Origin of the sequence: Mangrovimonas cancribranchiae (assembly GCF_037126245.1) — a bacterium.
GTDB lineage: Bacteria > Bacteroidota > Bacteroidia > Flavobacteriales > Flavobacteriaceae > Mangrovimonas > Mangrovimonas cancribranchiae.
The window spans coordinates 1-15,409 of the sequence record NZ_CP136925.1; the positions used below are offsets into that span (position 1 = coordinate 1).

General features: G+C 35.0%; 14 protein-coding genes. 8 read left to right on the forward strand and 6 right to left on the reverse strand.

The window, feature by feature from the left end; all coding sequences use genetic code 11:
- The first annotated feature begins 164 nt into the window (after nt 1–164).
- From R3L15_RS00005 to R3L15_RS00040, 8 genes are all read left to right on the forward strand, one after another.
- A complete protein-coding gene (locus R3L15_RS00005) occupies nt 165–518 on the forward strand; it encodes a hypothetical protein (RefSeq protein WP_338732469.1) in 354 nt (117 codons plus the stop codon).
- A complete protein-coding gene (locus R3L15_RS00010) occupies nt 515–1,297 on the forward strand; it encodes a PLP-dependent aminotransferase family protein (RefSeq protein WP_338732470.1) in 783 nt (260 codons plus the stop codon). The genes R3L15_RS00005 and R3L15_RS00010 overlap by 4 nt, the downstream gene beginning before the upstream one ends.
- Before the next feature lie 284 nt (nt 1,298–1,581).
- Nucleotides 1,582–2,091, forward strand: coding sequence for a DUF2975 domain-containing protein (locus R3L15_RS00015; RefSeq protein ID WP_338732455.1), 510 nt, complete (start codon nt 1,582–1,584; stop codon nt 2,089–2,091).
- 2 nt (nt 2,092–2,093) lie between these two features.
- Complete coding sequence (locus R3L15_RS00020; RefSeq protein WP_338732457.1) at nt 2,094–2,594, forward strand: DUF2975 domain-containing protein; 501 nt, start codon at nt 2,094–2,096, stop codon at nt 2,592–2,594.
- A gap of 2 nt (nt 2,595–2,596) precedes the next feature.
- On the forward strand, nt 2,597–2,803 hold the full coding sequence (locus tag R3L15_RS00025; RefSeq protein ID WP_125466682.1) for a helix-turn-helix transcriptional regulator: 207 nt from the start codon (nt 2,597–2,599) through the stop codon (nt 2,801–2,803).
- Between the two features lie 132 nt (nt 2,804–2,935).
- Nucleotides 2,936–4,195, forward strand: coding sequence for a Y-family DNA polymerase (locus tag R3L15_RS00030; RefSeq protein ID WP_338732458.1), 1,260 nt, complete (start codon nt 2,936–2,938; stop codon nt 4,193–4,195).
- Entirely contained in the window at nt 4,189–4,629 is a 441-nt protein-coding gene (locus R3L15_RS00035; RefSeq protein WP_338732459.1) for a translesion error-prone DNA polymerase V autoproteolytic subunit, read from the forward strand. The genes R3L15_RS00030 and R3L15_RS00035 overlap by 7 nt, the downstream gene beginning before the upstream one ends.
- A gap of 47 nt (nt 4,630–4,676) precedes the next feature.
- Complete coding sequence (locus R3L15_RS00040) at nt 4,677–6,332, forward strand: MFS transporter (protein WP_338732460.1); 1,656 nt, start codon at nt 4,677–4,679, stop codon at nt 6,330–6,332.
- A 5-nt stretch (nt 6,333–6,337) separates the two neighbouring features.
- On the opposite strand, the gene R3L15_RS00045 is transcribed toward R3L15_RS00040, so the two are convergent.
- The 6 genes from R3L15_RS00045 to glmS all read right to left on the reverse strand — a co-directional run bounded on the left by R3L15_RS00045 (nt 6,338) and on the right by glmS (nt 15,405).
- Nucleotides 6,338–6,871, reverse strand: a complete 534-nt coding sequence (locus tag R3L15_RS00045) for a hypothetical protein (RefSeq protein WP_338732462.1) — start codon at nt 6,869–6,871, stop codon at nt 6,338–6,340.
- Nucleotides 6,872–6,955: 84 nt separating this feature from the next.
- On the reverse strand, nt 6,956–7,249 hold the full coding sequence (locus tag R3L15_RS00050; protein WP_338732463.1) for a F0F1 ATP synthase subunit epsilon: 294 nt from the start codon (nt 7,247–7,249) through the stop codon (nt 6,956–6,958).
- Nucleotides 7,250–7,299: 50 nt separating this feature from the next.
- Entirely contained in the window at nt 7,300–8,808 is a 1,509-nt protein-coding gene (gene atpD / locus R3L15_RS00055; protein WP_338732466.1) for a F0F1 ATP synthase subunit beta, read from the reverse strand.
- A gap of 171 nt (nt 8,809–8,979) precedes the next feature.
- Nucleotides 8,980–10,584, reverse strand: a complete 1,605-nt coding sequence (locus tag R3L15_RS00060; protein WP_338732467.1) for a G-D-S-L family lipolytic protein — start codon at nt 10,582–10,584, stop codon at nt 8,980–8,982.
- A gap of 12 nt (nt 10,585–10,596) precedes the next feature.
- Entirely contained in the window at nt 10,597–13,347 is a 2,751-nt protein-coding gene (locus R3L15_RS00065) for a TonB-dependent receptor domain-containing protein (RefSeq protein ID WP_338732471.1), read from the reverse strand.
- A 210-nt stretch (nt 13,348–13,557) separates the two neighbouring features.
- Nucleotides 13,558–15,405: a glutamine--fructose-6-phosphate transaminase (isomerizing) gene (gene glmS, locus R3L15_RS00070; RefSeq protein ID WP_338732472.1), complete on the reverse strand. Its 1,848-nt coding sequence runs from the start codon at nt 15,403–15,405 to the stop codon at nt 13,558–13,560.
- Nucleotides 15,406–15,409: the final 4 nt, after the last annotated feature.

A 15,409-nucleotide genomic window follows, 5' to 3' on the forward strand; every position in this document is an offset into this window, starting at 1 on the left:
AAAAGTCGTAACTTTCCGGATCATTAAAATAGTCCAGCTTTAAAACTATGAATAGTCCGGTTGAAAATTATTAAACGAGTCATTATTTTGAAAAAGCACAACCTACAGCGGTTTACATTCAGATAGCCCAACAAATTATTAATGCTATCAGCGTGGTTATTTACTTGAAGGTACAGCTTACCGGTACACGTAAATTTAGTGAGTTGTTGTTATTAACAGAAATACAGCACGTAGCGGGTTACGAAGAATTAGCGTCACAGGGTTGGGTGGATATTGTTCCTAACAAAGGAACTTTTGTGCTTCTTCCAGAGAAAAAAAACAGCCACAATAAAAGTACAGTACATGGGATAGATCATGTAAGAGATTATCCAAAGCGTGCAGGATTTCCTTTTCAACCGTCACTTAATTTAGCTTCCACCCAAGAATTTCAAGCTGTACTTATGGTATTAATGATGGGCGTCCCGATTTACGTTTACATCCTACACATCAATTTTCACGGTGGTATAGTGCTTCTATGAAACGCACGGGTTTAATTTCAAAATGGCATAGAGCAGGAGAGCAATCGTATAATTTTGGGAAATATTTAAGCAATTATTTAAACGCTACGCGGGGATTTCACATTACGCCCGCAAATATTATGAGTACGCGAAGTACCGAAATGAGCCTGTACATTGTGTCGCAATTATTAATAAAGCCTAAGGATGTTGTGCTAGTAGGTATCTTAAGTCATTATGAATCTAACATGATTTTTCAACAAGCGGGAGCTACAGTAAAAACCATTCCTGTTGATGATTATGGAATGGATGTTGACTTTATTAAAACACATTTTACAAAAGGCAGTATACGATGTGTTTACATATGTGCACATAGGCATTATCCAACAACGGTAACGTTAAGTGCCGAGCGACGTTTAAAACTATTGCAGTTAGCAAAAGCTTATAAGTTTGCTATTATAGAAGACGATTACGATTACGATTTTCAATTTGAAGGATCTGCCATGCAACCTATGGCAAGTTCCGATGCGCATGGTATGGTTATTTATTTAGGAAAGTTAGGGCAATCGTTGTTTCCTAGTTTTCAAATAGGGTTTGTTGTTGCCCCAGAGTATATAATTAATGAAGCTAAAAATTATTTACAGATATTAGATAAGCAAGGCGATTTAATACAGAAACAAATGTTATCTGAACTTATTGCCGAAGGAGAAATACACCGCTTAATTAAAAAAAATAGCACTGTTTATAAGCAACGATTAGATTATTTGTGCGATTGCCTAAAAAGTATTTCAAACAAAAATTGAATGTCAAAAACCCTCTGGCGGATTAGCCATTTGGTTACATTTCACTCCGAGAATATCGCTTGTAAAACTTGCCGAAAAGGCAAAAAAACATGATTTATTTCTACCTAAAACCATTTTATATCACAATAAAAACACCTGTGCTATTAGGTTTGGTTTTGGACATTTAAATGAAGATGAAATAAAAGAAGTGGTAAAAAACTACAACAAGCTTATAATGATATTGTAGATTAAAATTATTGTTTTTCGATAATTTTTTTATATTTGTTATCGAAAAACAATAATTTATGAAAACTATCAAGCTTCTTAAAACAGCCATTGACATTTATTATTACTTGATGTTAATTGCTTTGGTCTTTGGTATAATAACCTTGCCTATTTTGCTGTTTACTAATCAAAGCTATCAAGTTAATATGTTTGATTCGGAACCAATTGATTTGGGTATGCTAGACACCTTGGAAACATTAATAATTGTGGTTTCCATGATTGCGGTATTGGGCATTTACTTTGTCGCGATACGTTTAATAAAACAAACGGTTGATATCATGTCGCATGGCAATTATTTTTCAGATGATGTAATAATAAATTTTAAAAAAATAGGCCGACTATTTATTGTGTGTGCCTTTGGTTTTTCCGTATTAAAACTCCTTATAAATCTTGTGCTATTTAGCCAGTTTTCAATAAACATAAATTCAACATTTATGATATTCTTGATTATGGGACTTTTTATGATGTTTTTAAGTGAGGCTTTTGCTTCGGCAAAACAAATGAAAGAAGAAAATAACTTAACCATATAATTATGAAAGCATTAAATATTTTAATTTTTACCCTATTTACAATATTACTTATAGCTTTATTAGGGAATGTAGTGTTGTCAATTTTAGGATTGGTTTTTGAAAAGGATGTTTTGCATTTAGGGCACTTTTCTTCTGAAGGAGTGCCCATTTATATTAAGCTATTAGCATTGGTTAAAGGATGTGTGTTTTTATTATTCTGTTTAGGGGTTTTTTATTTGATGAAAATTTTAAATCGACTATCAAAATCTAATTATTTTTCAGAAAAACATGCTCAACTTTTTAAGACAACAGGAGTATATTTTATTATTTCAGGAATATTAGGGTTTTGTTCAAGCTTATATCCTCTTCTATTTTCTTTTGATTTTTCACATTGGCAATATTTGAATTTTGATTCTAAAAACCTATATATTGTGTTAATTATTGTAGGGCTGTTTTTTATTGTTTTTGGTCGAGTTACGGCTCATGGATATGTTATAAAAAAAGAAAACGATTTAACCATATAATTATGCCGATACAAATAAATTTAGATGCTGTATTGGAAAAACGAGGCATGAAAAGTAACGAACTAGCAGATATTATTGGCATTACAACAGCCAACCTTTCTATATTAAAAACAGGAAAGGCAAAAGCTGTACGTTTTTCAACATTGGAGGCTATTTGTAAGGCATTAGATTGTCAACCAGCAGATATTTTAGAGTATGTTCCTGATTGATTTTATAAAGTCTTTCGTCTTTTTACATTCGACAAATAAATAGTTAGCCTGTTAAAATCTTTCTATTATCTTCTCCTATTTTAGGGCAACTCTTTTTTAATTTGTGTTGTTGATTGCTAATTGTTCACTGTTATGTATGCCTTGGTAGATTGTAATAATTTTTATGCATCTTGCGAACGGGTTTTTAACCCAAACTTGCAAGGACAACCAGTGGCTATTTTAAGTAATAACGACGGTTGTGTTATTTCTCGTAGCGACGAAGCAAAAACATTAGGATTACCCATGGGAGCGCCTATTTTTAAATGGGAAGCATTTTGTAAACAAAACAACATTCGCGTTTTTTCTTCTAATTACCCGTTGTATGGCGATATGAGTAGCCGGGTTATGAGTATTCTTAAACAATTTACCCCAGATGTTGAAGTGTATAGTATAGACGAAGCTTTTTTGCAATTTAAAGGATTTCAGTATTACGATTTTAACGACTACGGCACCCAAATGCGTCGCCGTATTTTAAAATGGACAGGTATTCCAACCTGTGTAGGTATTGCTCCTACAAAAGCATTAAGTAAAGTGGCCAATAAAATAGCGCGTAAATTTCCAAATGAAACAAATGGTGTGTATGTAATTAACTCTGAAGCCAAACGGATAAAAGCGCTAAAATGGCTTAAAATTGAAGATGTTTGGGGTATTGGTCGTCGTTTAGCAAAACGATTAAAAGCAAAAGGCTGTAATACAGCTTTTGATTTTACGCAATTACCTAATGATTGGGTAAGGAACAATTTTTCTGTAACAGAACTAAAGTTAAAAAACGATTTAGAAGGGATTCCAAGTATTCAACTAGATGAAGTGACCAATAAAAGAGCTATTGCTACAACACGAAGTTTCGAGTATACGTTTTCAGATATAGATAATATTAAAGAACGTGTGTCTACTTTTGCCACAAGTTGTGCCGAAAAATTGCGTAAACAGCAATCTAGTTGTTATATGATATTAGTAACTTTAAGCAGCGATAGGCATAAAAAAGAAGCAGAACAACATCGTACGAGCAAGACGATTCATCTAGCATATCCAACAGACTCGACATTAATTATTAGTAGTCAAGCTGTAAAAGCGGCAATAAATATGTTTAAACCTGGTATAAAATATAAACGCGCAGGTGTTATTGTTATGGGATTAGTGCCAAATAATAATTATCAATTACATTTATTTGAGCATGAAAACCCTAAACACAAACCATTAATGTTAGCTATAGATAAGCTAAACAAAAAGTATAAAGATTATAAAATAAAATTAGGTAATCAGGATTTAGAACGCACTTGGAAAATGCGCCAAGAGCGGTTATCTTTAAAATACACAACAAATATCAACCAAATAATAACAGTAAAATGCTAGCTAAAGAAACGACAAACCTAACTTTTTTTCTACCAGATACTAGTAATAGTGAAGGTGCTATTTTTTTTGATTCTGGTATCTCGGCAGGATTTCCATCGCCAGCAGACGATTTTAAAGAAGAGCGTTTATCGTTAGATAAAGAGCTAGTAAAAAACAAAGAGGCTACATTTTTTGCTAGAGTTAGTGGGCAAAGCATGATAGATGCAGGTTTAGATGATAACGATTTATTAGTGATAGATAGAAGCCTAGAACCTGAAAACGATAAAATTGCGGTTTGTTTTTTAGATGGTGAGTTTACCGTAAAACGCCTAAAAGTAGAAAAAGATGGACTTTGGTTATTACCAGCTAATCGTAACTATAAGCCTATAAAAATTTCGCCTGAAAACGAATTTGTCATTTGGGGAATTGTTACAAATGTTATAAAAAAGCTGTAACATTAGAGATCAATTAAAAAAGACTATCTTACAACAAATTAAAAAGAATGACCGAACAAAAAAACTACAATAAAGCACTGTATACGTTAGTTACAGTGTTTTTCTTTTGGGGATTTATTGCAGCGTCCAATGGCGTATTTATACCTTTTTGTAAAACTTATTTCAATATCGATCAGTTTCAATCTCAACTAGTAGACTTTGCGTTTTACGGGGCTTACTATTTTGGAGCTTTGTTCCTGTTTGTTGTATCGAATACATTAGGTAAAGATATTATGAATAGTTGGGGATATAAAAATGGCATTATCTACGGTTTGTTATTAAGTTGTTTAGGAGCAGTAGCCATGTTTCCTGCTATTAATGGTGCTAGTCCTGGCGATTCTAATGTGTTTTATTATGTGCTTATTGCGTTGTTTGTTGTTGGTTTAGGGTTCTCTTTACAGCAAACAGCAGCCAATCCATTTGCCATTGCTTTAGGCGATCCAGAGAAAGGAGCGCATCGTTTAAATTTGGCAGGAGGTGTGAACTCTTTTGGAACAACCATAGGCCCGATTGTTATTGCGCTTATTTTATTTGGTTCTACACCAAAAACGGGAGCCGAATTAAAACAAATGATAGATAACCATGAGATTTCATTATCAACTATTCAATACCTTTATTTAGCTGTTGGTGGGTTATTCCTTTTAGCGGCAGCCTTATTTTTCTTTTCAAAAAAATTACCACAAGCCAAAGCTAATCCAGAAATAATAAAAGCGCCTAATGCAGTTAAATCATTATCTATAATGACGGTTTTACTAGTGATATGTTTCTATTTTATTTTTGATCAATATACAGGAACGCCAAATAACGATTTTATTTTAAAGTTATCCATTTTAGGTTTGGTTACTGTAGTAAGTGTCTTGTTAATCTCTAACTATTTAGCAAAGAAGAATAGTGAAGGATGGGGCGCTATGCGTTTTCCGCAACTTGTATTAGGGATGTTAGCTATCTTTACTTACGTAGGCGTAGAAGTGACTATTCAGAGTAATTTAGGTGAATTGCTCAAGTTTGCTACCAATACGATAGATGGTGTTTCTTACAATGCTTTAGGCTTAAGAGCTATGAATGATTCTGAAATAGCGCCTTTAATCTCCTTGTATTGGGGTGGATTAATGATTGGGCGTTGGGCTGGAGCTATAACAGTGTTTAATCCTTCTAATAAACTAAAAACATGGTTATATATCCTAGTGCCTTATGTGGCTTTTGGTGTGGTGCTTTTTGTAAACTATATTACAGGATTTAATGTGTCTAACTTATTTTTATTTGCAGTATGTATCGCCATACAAATAGGCGGATTTTTCTTAGGCAAAGACAAACCAGCGCTAACCTTAAAGATTTTTGGACTATTAGGTCTTGTTGCTGTGCTAATAGGCATGTTTACTAGTGGTTATGTAGCTCTTTTTGCTTTTATTAGCGGTGGGTTGTTTTGTTCTATTATGTGGCCTTGTATTTTTGCTTTAAGCATAAAAGGATTGGGTAAATACACCTCACAAGGATCTGCGTTTTTAATTATGATGATCTTAGGTGGTGCAATAATTCCGCCTTTACAAGGGAAATTAGCTGATATTATAGGAATATTACCTTCTTATTGGATTGCTGCTTTATGCTTTATTTATTTAGCTTTTTTCGCTCAAAGAGTAGGTGTCATTACAAAAGAGGTTAAATAAGTATTTTAAGACAATTGTTCTTTCCAGTTATCTTTATCAACCCATTCGTAGGGATGCTTCACGGCGTTTAATAAGTTAATATTTAACTGTTCAGAAAGCTCAAAGCCTACAATAAAGGCATCGGTAATACTTTGCCTTTCGTAAAGTTCAAGATGTCTATTACTATTGTACCATAAATTAACTTGATAGGTATAGCTTCCGTCACTTAATAATTGTTTAAACACAGAAACATAGTCGTAGTTTTTTATAGTTTTCCATGCACCAATTTTTATAGGGCCTATTTCATAAGTGGGTTTTAATTTAGAATTTTTAAGATCGATATAAATTCGTTTTTGTGATGAATAACCTATGGCTACAGGAATTAAATAAAAGCTTATAAATAATTGTTCTGCAAATAATTGAATGATAGTGTTATTTATAAAAAATTGTAGCATGAAAGAAAGTATTATAGCAAAAGCTCCTGTAAAACATAATGAAGCAAGAATAATTTGCCAATATGGTCTATTTCTTTCAGAAACAATAATGTCATTATTTTTCATGTCTATAAAAGTAGACATAAAAACTAAAAAAGCCCGATAAATTAATTATCAGGCTTTTTTATTATTGGTAAAGTTTATTATTCTTTAATCTGCTAAGATAATCACTTTGTTGTCTTTCATTTCAATGGTTCCAGATGTGATTTCAACAGTTAATACTTTATTATCTGCTTTTTGTGGCACAATACTGGCATGTAAATCATCTATCACCAAGTGATTTTGAGAATGTGTGTGAATTTGTATAGTTCCCTTTTTTAGTAGCGATACAATAGGTGCGTGATTATTTAACATTTGAAAATCACCATTTACACCTGGTACAACTACAGAATCTATTTCTGAACTAAATAATGTGTCTTCTGGGGATACAACTTCTAAATACATAATTTTATAATTGATAATTGATAATTGTCAATTGATAATTATCAATTGAATTACGCTTCGGCTAACATTTTCTCTCCAGCTTCAATAGCTTCTTCAATAGTTCCTTTAAGGTTAAAGGCCGCTTCTGGTAAGTGATCTAATTCACCATCCATAATCATGTTAAAGCCTTTAATAGTTTCTTTAATATCAACTAACACCCCTGGAATACCTGTAAACTGCTCAGCTACGTGGAAAGGCTGTGATAAGAAACGTTGTACACGTCTTGCACGAGATACGGCTAATTTATCTTCTTCAGATAATTCTTCCATACCTAAAATGGCAATAATATCTTGTAATTCTTTATAACGTTGTAATAACTCTTTTACGCGTTGTGCACAATCGTAGTGCTCATCTCCTAAAATATCAGCAGTTAGAATTCTAGATGTAGAATCTAATGGATCTACCGCTGGGTAAATACCTAACTCAGCAATTTTACGAGATAATACGGTTGTTGCATCTAAGTGGGCAAAGGTTGTTGCAGGTGCCGGATCCGTTAAATCATCTGCAGGTACGTAAACCGCTTGTACAGATGTAATAGATCCTTTTTTAGTTGATGTAATACGCTCTTGCATCGCACCCATCTCGGTTGCTAATGTTGGTTGGTAACCTACAGCAGATGGCATACGACCTAAAAGGGCTGATACCTCTGAACCTGCTTGTGTAAAACGGAAAATATTATCTACGAAGAAAAGAACGTCTTTTCCTTGTCCGTCTCCAGCACCATCACGGAAATATTCAGCAATAGTTAATCCAGATAAGGCTACACGAGCACGTGCTCCAGGAGGCTCATTCATTTGTCCAAATACGAACGTTGCTTTAGAATCTTTCATAGAAGCTTTATCAACTTTTTGAAGATCCCAACCGCCTTCTTCCATAGAATGGATAAAATCGTCACCGTATTTAATAATTCCAGATTCTAGCATTTCTCTTAAAAGGTCGTTTCCTTCACGTGTTCTTTCACCTACACCAGCAAATACCGATAAACCACCGTGACCTTTTGCAATATTATTAATCAACTCTTGAATTAATACTGTTTTACCTACACCAGCACCACCAAATAATCCAATTTTACCACCTTTTGCATAAGGCTCAATCAAATCAATTACTTTAATACCTGTAAATAAAACTTCAGTAGAAGTTGATAAGTCTTCAAATTTTGGTGCTTCCCTGTGAATAGGAAGTCCGCTGTCTCCAGCTTTAGGTAAATCACCTAATCCATCAATAGCATCACCAATTACATTAAATAAGCGACCATAAACATCATCGCCAATTGGCATTTGGATTGGAGCTCCAGTTGCAACAACTTCGGTTCCTCTACTTAAACCATCAGATGAGTCCATCGCGATAGTACGTACAGTATCTTCACCAATGTGAGATTGTACCTCTAGTACTAATGTAGAACCATCAGGTCTGTTAATTTCTAATGAATCATAAATTTTTGGAAGTTCAGCCTCAGAACCGAATTCAACATCGATAACTGGACCTACAATTTGTGCAACTTTACCTGTAACTTTTGACATTACTTATATGTTTAATATTATGCAATTTAAATCTTTGAAAACACATCTAGTTTTCGCGCTGCAAAGATATGTTTTTTAATTTAAATATAAAGTCATTTTTCATGGCTTTTTTAAGCATAAAAAAACACCTTCGTATTGAAGGTGTTTTAGTTATCTTTTGCAATGTATTTCTTATTGTAAAGATGGTGAGTAATTTGTTGGGTAATTACCTGCGTTTAATAAGTTCCCCGAAGCTTCAAAATTACTACCATAAGTTGCATCTATAGCTTTCATCATCTCATTTGCCATCACAGCATAACCTCTTGCAGTTAGATGTACACCATCTAAACTTATTAAGCCGCCTGTTACAAGACTTGTATTTAATGTGAAATCTCCAGAAGAAAGACCAGTTGTGGAAGCTTCTTGAAGAATACCTTTAAAATCGACTAAAGCTAATCCATTGGCATCAGCTAAAGATTGAATTGTTGCATTGTAAGCATCGGTAGCTGTCATTACAGCTTGTTGCTCATTAGGTATTAATACCCATTTGTCTTCTAGTGGCAGAGTAATACCTTCTATTGCAAATTGTCCAGCAAGTGCAAGAGGTAACCCTTGACCAACTAATGCAGTCGCATAATCTTCGTTAACTGTACCAATTACAGAGCTGCTTGGTAATACAAATAAATCTTCAGCTGTTGCTTGTCTTGTTTGGCCATAAGTTTGTCCTAGTAAACCAGCCACTAGTGGAGCAGCAGATGGTGGAAGACCAAATTGTCCTATAAAAGCAGGAAAGGTTGGGCTAGCCATTAAAGCGCCTGTAATTTGAGCTGATATATCAGCTAAACTTTCATCTCTAATAACTACGGCACTAGCTTCTGTTTCTGAAAATACAATAGCTCGTTCAGGTTGTCCTAAAGCAACATACACTTCATTTAAAGCCCCAAAAATCATATTTAATGTTGGTATTTGTGGACCAAAATCTGGGTTTGAAGGCTCTAATGGATTATGTGGAACAGTTGTAAAATGTGCTAAACTTGTAATATAAGGGACATTAGCAACTACACCTTTTGCACCATTAGCTGTTAAGGCATCTATAGCTGCAGAGAATGAAGCGGCAAATACAGTAGGATCTGTTATGTCGTTTCCTGCATATGTATTAGGGTCCATGTTACCTGTTTGGTCAACACCTGTTCCGCCAGATGTTGCATAAGATAAAACATCGTTTCCTCCAATTTCTGATAGTGTGAAAAAGCTAGGGCCTTGTGCAGCAGCGTCTCCTAAAACGGTAGCCGAAGCACTTGAAGCCATTCTACCAAAATATGGATTTAAAGTGCCATAACCTGCAATACCCATATGAAAACTTTTCATGCCTGGAACACCATAATTATTAAAGGGACCAGTAACTGGTGTTGTAATTTCTGTTGTTGGTGTAGCAGGAAGTACAACAGGACCCTCTCCATCAAAATAAAGTCTAGGAGCTGCCGCTAACATGCCACCTGCTAAAAACCCACCAATATTATCATTCATTAATGGTTGATTAAAACTACCACCACCTAGCATAGCAAATTTTTGCGATAGCATATTTGGAAAGGAGTTATTTTGACCTGCAATAAACAAGGCGTTATCTGTGAAGCCAGCTGAAAAAGATGCACCAACGGCAACATATTTAGAAAAATCGGCTTCACCAGCTGTTAGAGCTGGTAATGGTTCGTTCATGCTAGAACTATCGTCATCACTACTACAAGCAACAAAGCCTGTTAGTACTGTGGATAGTAAAATGTATTTTAACGTTTTCATTGTCATAATTTTTTATAGGTTGTTAATTGTCCATGATAAATAGTACATTGAACCAATGTAACCTGTACCAATAGCTGTAAAGTATTCGTCACCTAATATATTAGTTGCACCTGCTTTAAATGATGATTTAATAGAAGGTACTCTGTAGTTAATTTGTGCATCTAAGGTGTGGTATGCTGGAATTTCTCCATCACCAAATGTAGCTTGCCATTTGTAATGGTCGCTCCATCTCCAAGCCACATTAAATCCGAAGTTTTTAAATACATCGGTGTTACCTAAACCTAATTTCACTTTGTGTTCTGGTGTGTTAAAGTTTGTTCTAAAGTCAGGATATTTGTCTTCATCAAAATCTTGTTTAGAGTAAGTGTAGTTAGCACTTAAATCGAAGTTGTTAAGTACTTTTGTTGATACGCCAACTGATCCACCAAAGGCATTTACATCGGCTGGTGAGTTAGTATAGGTTTGGTAGATCACATAGTCATTAACATCAACAGAATTTATAGCATCAGTAGTACCAACATCACCTATAAGTGGTGCAGCTACATTTTCACCAGAGATAAAATCTTGGTATTTATTGTAATATACGCTTAAATCTACGATAGTTCTGTCTAGTTTACCACGGTAACCCACTTCGAAAGAGGTTACTTTTTCTGGCTTAACAATTTCAGAATTACCAATTTCTAATAACGAAGAAGCTTCATTAACGGTCGCTCCATTTTTTCTCGCAGCTTCAAATGCTAAAACTGATGATAAGGTGTAGGAGTTATTATAAGCAGCAGAACCACTTTGGTAAATTCGTTCACCAGTTGTATTTGAGTCATGAGGCCTTACATAGCGTTCTAAATTATCAGGTGCAGAACCAACTAATATGGCACGACCAGCATCTAATCCAATAAATAAATCTTGGGTGGTAGGGTTTCTAAATCCTGTTTGGTAAGAAGCTCTAATATTATGGTCTTCGTTAAGTGTAACACCGGCTGATAATCTTGGTGATACAAAACCATCGAAAAATTCTGATTTATCGTAACGGATAGATCCTGTTAGCTTAAGTTTTAAAGATTCGTTTAAATCTAATTGTTTTTGTAATTGGGTGTAAACACCAAATTCGTTATAATCGATGTTGCCATCGTAATCGGTGTAAATAGTTCCCGAAGAATTTAAGCTATATTGTCTAAAAGACCCTCCCACTTGTACTTCAACAACATCCCATAAGTGACTAAAGTTATAATTAGCATCGGCATGATAATATTTTGAAGCATCTTTAAATTGTGAACCCCTGCTAAAATCAGGATCTGCAATAACTTGATTAAATGTTCTTTGAAAAGCTGGCGTTCCTGGTTCTAAACGTCCAGACTCAGCCTGATTTCTCGCTGCAGCATGTGCTTGTTCGTCTGTAGCACCTCCTAAAGTAGCTCCCACATAGGTGTTAATATATTCGCTAAACCATTGTTCATTGCTCTTCCAAGCACGGTTAATGTTAATACCCGTAAATACCATGTCATAAGAATCTCCAGCTTTATCGGCAACTACATAACCTCTTACAAAAAAGTTGTCGTTTTTTACTTCTAATTTGTGTTGTTGTTGCGTAAAGCCATCAATATAATAGCGGTTAGTTCCTTGATAAATGGTAGATCCTGTTCCTATTTTACCTATGTATTGAATCTCTAAATCGTCTCCCATTGGGCGATAATATAATCCCCAATCGGCTTTAATACTTTCGGCATTGTAATCGGTTAAATCGGCTTCATTATACCCAGTTCTACTCACGTCTACATTTGGAACAATGCCTAAACCTCCAGCTGCATCTCTAATATTTGTAGACACCTCATCACCATAAACATTGTAACCGTCATAATTTAATGAGGCTCTAGAGTTTCCTGTCCCAGGTTTTCCTTGCATATTGTTTGCCATCCAGTCGGTTCCTTTTAACCATCCAAAATTGACTTTTGCCGCAAATTTATCACTAAACTTATAAGCCATTCTTATACCTGAATCTCTATATGTATTGTCTCCAGCGGCATCTTGAGAGGTGATACCTTGTTTGTGGTAAGCACTAATACCTTGATGATCGAAAGGGTTTTTACTTCTCATAAATAAAATACCATTAAAGGCATTTGCTCCATATAATGCAGAAGCAGCACCAGGTAGAAGCTCGACACTCTGAATATCGGTTTCATTCATACCAACTAGGTTACCAATAGGGAAGTTTAACGCTGGTGTAGAGTTATCCATACCGTCTACTAACTGCATAAAGCGTGTATTAGCAAATGTGGCAAACCCACGTGTGTTAACTGATTTGAAGGTTAAACTATTGGTGTTGATATCTACGCCTTTAAGGTTTTCTAAACCGTCGTAAAAATCTGCAGAAGCTGTGTTTTTAATTTCTTTAAGTCCAAAACGCTCTACTGTTACAGGAGATTCGAAAATACGTTCAGGCGTTCTTGATGCCGAAATAACGACTTCATCTAAAGAAGTCCCTTCATTAAGGACAAAAGAAACGTTTTGATTGTTTGAAGTTACTTCTATAGTAGCCGACTCAAACCCTATGCTACTTGCCTTAAGCGTGAAAGGTGGTTCTTTATCAACTGTTAAAGAGAATGCTCCATCAAAGTCAGTCATAGTACCAGACGAGGTTCCTTGAATGATAACATTGGCTCCAGGAATAGGTTGGGAGCTGTCATCCACAACTGAACCAGTAACTGTAGTTTGGGCATAAATTGTGATGCCAGCAAAGAACAGAAATAGTGAAAATAATGATTTCATTTTTTAGTTTAGTTAATTAATAATAAAGCAATATATATAAATCTATAAAAAAAATATGCATTTTTCTCAAAAAATTATGCGTGCATAATAGATTTTGATAATTTAAAGCAGGTTAAAATGTGTAATTGTCAATTAATTACAGATTTAATGTAAAATGATAATTTTTTCAAAAAATTACTCCACCGTAACTGAATGTTGTCCCGTTCGTGATTACTCCACCGTTACAGACTTAGCTAAATTTCTAGGTTGATCTACATTTTTACCCAACATGACTGCTATATGATAAGAAAGTAATTGCAATGGAATTGTAGTAAGTAATGGTGATAAAGACTCTAGTGTTTCAGGAATTTCGATAACATGGTCTGCAAGTTCTTTAACATGTGTATCTCCTTCGGTAACAACGCCAATAATTTTACCTTTTCTAGACTTTATTTCCTGTATATTGCTTACCACTTTTTCATAATGCCCTTTTTTGGTAGCAATAACTACAATAGGCATGTTTTCATCGATTAAAGCAATAGGGCCGTGTTTCATTTCGGCAGCAGGATAGCCTTCGGCGTGGATATATGAAATTTCCTTTAGTTTTAAAGCGCCTTCAAGAGCTACGGGGAAGTTATAGCCTCTACCTAAATATAGGCAGTTTTTAGCGTCTTTATAAATATTTGCAATGGCTTTTACGTTATTATCTGATTGTAAAGCTTTTTCAACCTTTTCAGGGATAAGCTCAAGTTCGATTAGATGATGTCTGTAATCGGAACTAGAAATTGTGCCTTTTGCTCTAGCTAATCTAAGAGCCATGAGAGTTAGAACGGTAATTTGGGTTGTAAATGCCTTGGTTGAAGCGACACCTATTTCTGGTCCAGCGTGTGTGTATGCTCCTGCATCGGTTTCTCTAGCAATAGATGACCCTACAACATTACAAACACCAAAAACAAAAGCGCCTTTTGATTTTGCTAATTTAATGGCAGCTAAGGTGTCGGCTGTTTCACCCGATTGTGAGATTGCAATAACAATGTCGTTTTCGGTAATTACAGGGTTTCTATATCTAAATTCTGAGGCATATTCCACTTCAACAGGAACTCTTGCTAAATCTTCAAAAATATATTCGGCAACTAAGCCAGCGTGCCAAGATGTTCCGCAAGCTACAATAATAATTCTGTTGGCATTCAGGAATTTTTTCATGTTATCCTCAACACCAACCATTTTAATAATGGCTTGGTCTGTTTTTAAGCGTCCTCTAAACGTATCAAGAATAGCTCTGGGCTGCTCATAAATTTCTTTAAGCATGAAATGCTCGTAGCCGCCTTTTTCAATTTGTTCAAGGTTAAGCTTTAACTCTTGCATGTAAGGATCGACTAAAGAATCGTCTTTAATTTTCCTAATTTTAACGTCTTTACCACGTCTTACAATGGCCATTTCCTCATCTTCTAAATAAATGGCATTTTTGGTGTATTCGATAAATGGTGAAGCATCGCTGGCGATAAAGAATTCATCGTCACCTACACCAATAGCCAATGGGCTACCAAGTCTAGCTACAACTATTTCGTTAGGTTTGTTTTTATCAAAAACAGCAATGGCGTAAGCTCCTACAACTTGGTTTAAGGCAACTTGTACGGCTTTGCCAAGTTTAATATGTTCTTGTTTCATGACATCTTCAATAAGGTTAACTAAAACCTCGGTGTCTGTGTCAGATTTAAAAGAATATCCTCTTTTAATGAGCTCTTGTTTTAGGGCGTCGTAGTTTTCAATAATACCATTGTGAATGATAACTAAGTTCCCAGAATTTGAATAGTGCGGATGTGAGTTTACATCGTTAGGGACACCATGTGTTGCCCATCTTGTATGGCCAATTCCGAGGGTTCCATCGGTTGATATTTCTTGTTGTATTTTTTGCTCTAAGTCGGCTACTTTGCCTTTGGTTTTACAAAGTTTTATGTTGTTGCCGTCGTATAATGCAATACCGGCGCTATCATAACCTCTATATTCAAGTCGCTTAAGCCCTTTTATAATTATAGGGTAAGCTTCTCTTTTACCAATGTAGCCAACAATTCCGCACATAAAT

Excerpts from the sequence above, each read along its gene's own strand:
- R3L15_RS00025 (WP_125466682.1), top strand. The coding sequence starts at position 2,597 with ATGCCGATACAAATAAATTTAGATGCTGTATTGGAAAAACGAGGCATG.
- R3L15_RS00065 (WP_338732471.1), bottom strand. The coding sequence starts at position 13,347 with ATGAAATCATTATTTTCACTATTTCTGTTCTTTGCTGGCATCACAATT.
- glmS (WP_338732472.1), bottom strand. The coding sequence starts at position 15,405 with ATGTGCGGAATTGTTGGCTACATTGGTAAAAGAGAAGCTTACCCTATA.
- R3L15_RS00060 (WP_338732467.1), bottom strand. The coding sequence starts at position 10,584 with ATGAAAACGTTAAAATACATTTTACTATCCACAGTACTAACAGGCTTT.
- R3L15_RS00035 (WP_338732459.1), top strand. The coding sequence starts at position 4,189 with ATGCTAGCTAAAGAAACGACAAACCTAACTTTTTTTCTACCAGATACT.
- R3L15_RS00045 (WP_338732462.1), bottom strand. The coding sequence starts at position 6,871 with ATGAAAAATAATGACATTATTGTTTCTGAAAGAAATAGACCATATTGG.
- R3L15_RS00050 (WP_338732463.1), bottom strand. The coding sequence starts at position 7,249 with ATGTATTTAGAAGTTGTATCCCCAGAAGACACATTATTTAGTTCAGAA.
- R3L15_RS00010 (WP_338732470.1), top strand. The coding sequence starts at position 515 with ATGAAACGCACGGGTTTAATTTCAAAATGGCATAGAGCAGGAGAGCAA.
- R3L15_RS00030 (WP_338732458.1), top strand. The coding sequence starts at position 2,936 with ATGTATGCCTTGGTAGATTGTAATAATTTTTATGCATCTTGCGAACGG.
- R3L15_RS00015 (WP_338732455.1), top strand. The coding sequence starts at position 1,582 with ATGAAAACTATCAAGCTTCTTAAAACAGCCATTGACATTTATTATTAC.
- atpD (WP_338732466.1), bottom strand. The coding sequence starts at position 8,808 with ATGTCAAAAGTTACAGGTAAAGTTGCACAAATTGTAGGTCCAGTTATC.
- R3L15_RS00020 (WP_338732457.1), top strand. The coding sequence starts at position 2,094 with ATGAAAGCATTAAATATTTTAATTTTTACCCTATTTACAATATTACTT.
- R3L15_RS00040 (WP_338732460.1), top strand. The coding sequence starts at position 4,677 with ATGACCGAACAAAAAAACTACAATAAAGCACTGTATACGTTAGTTACA.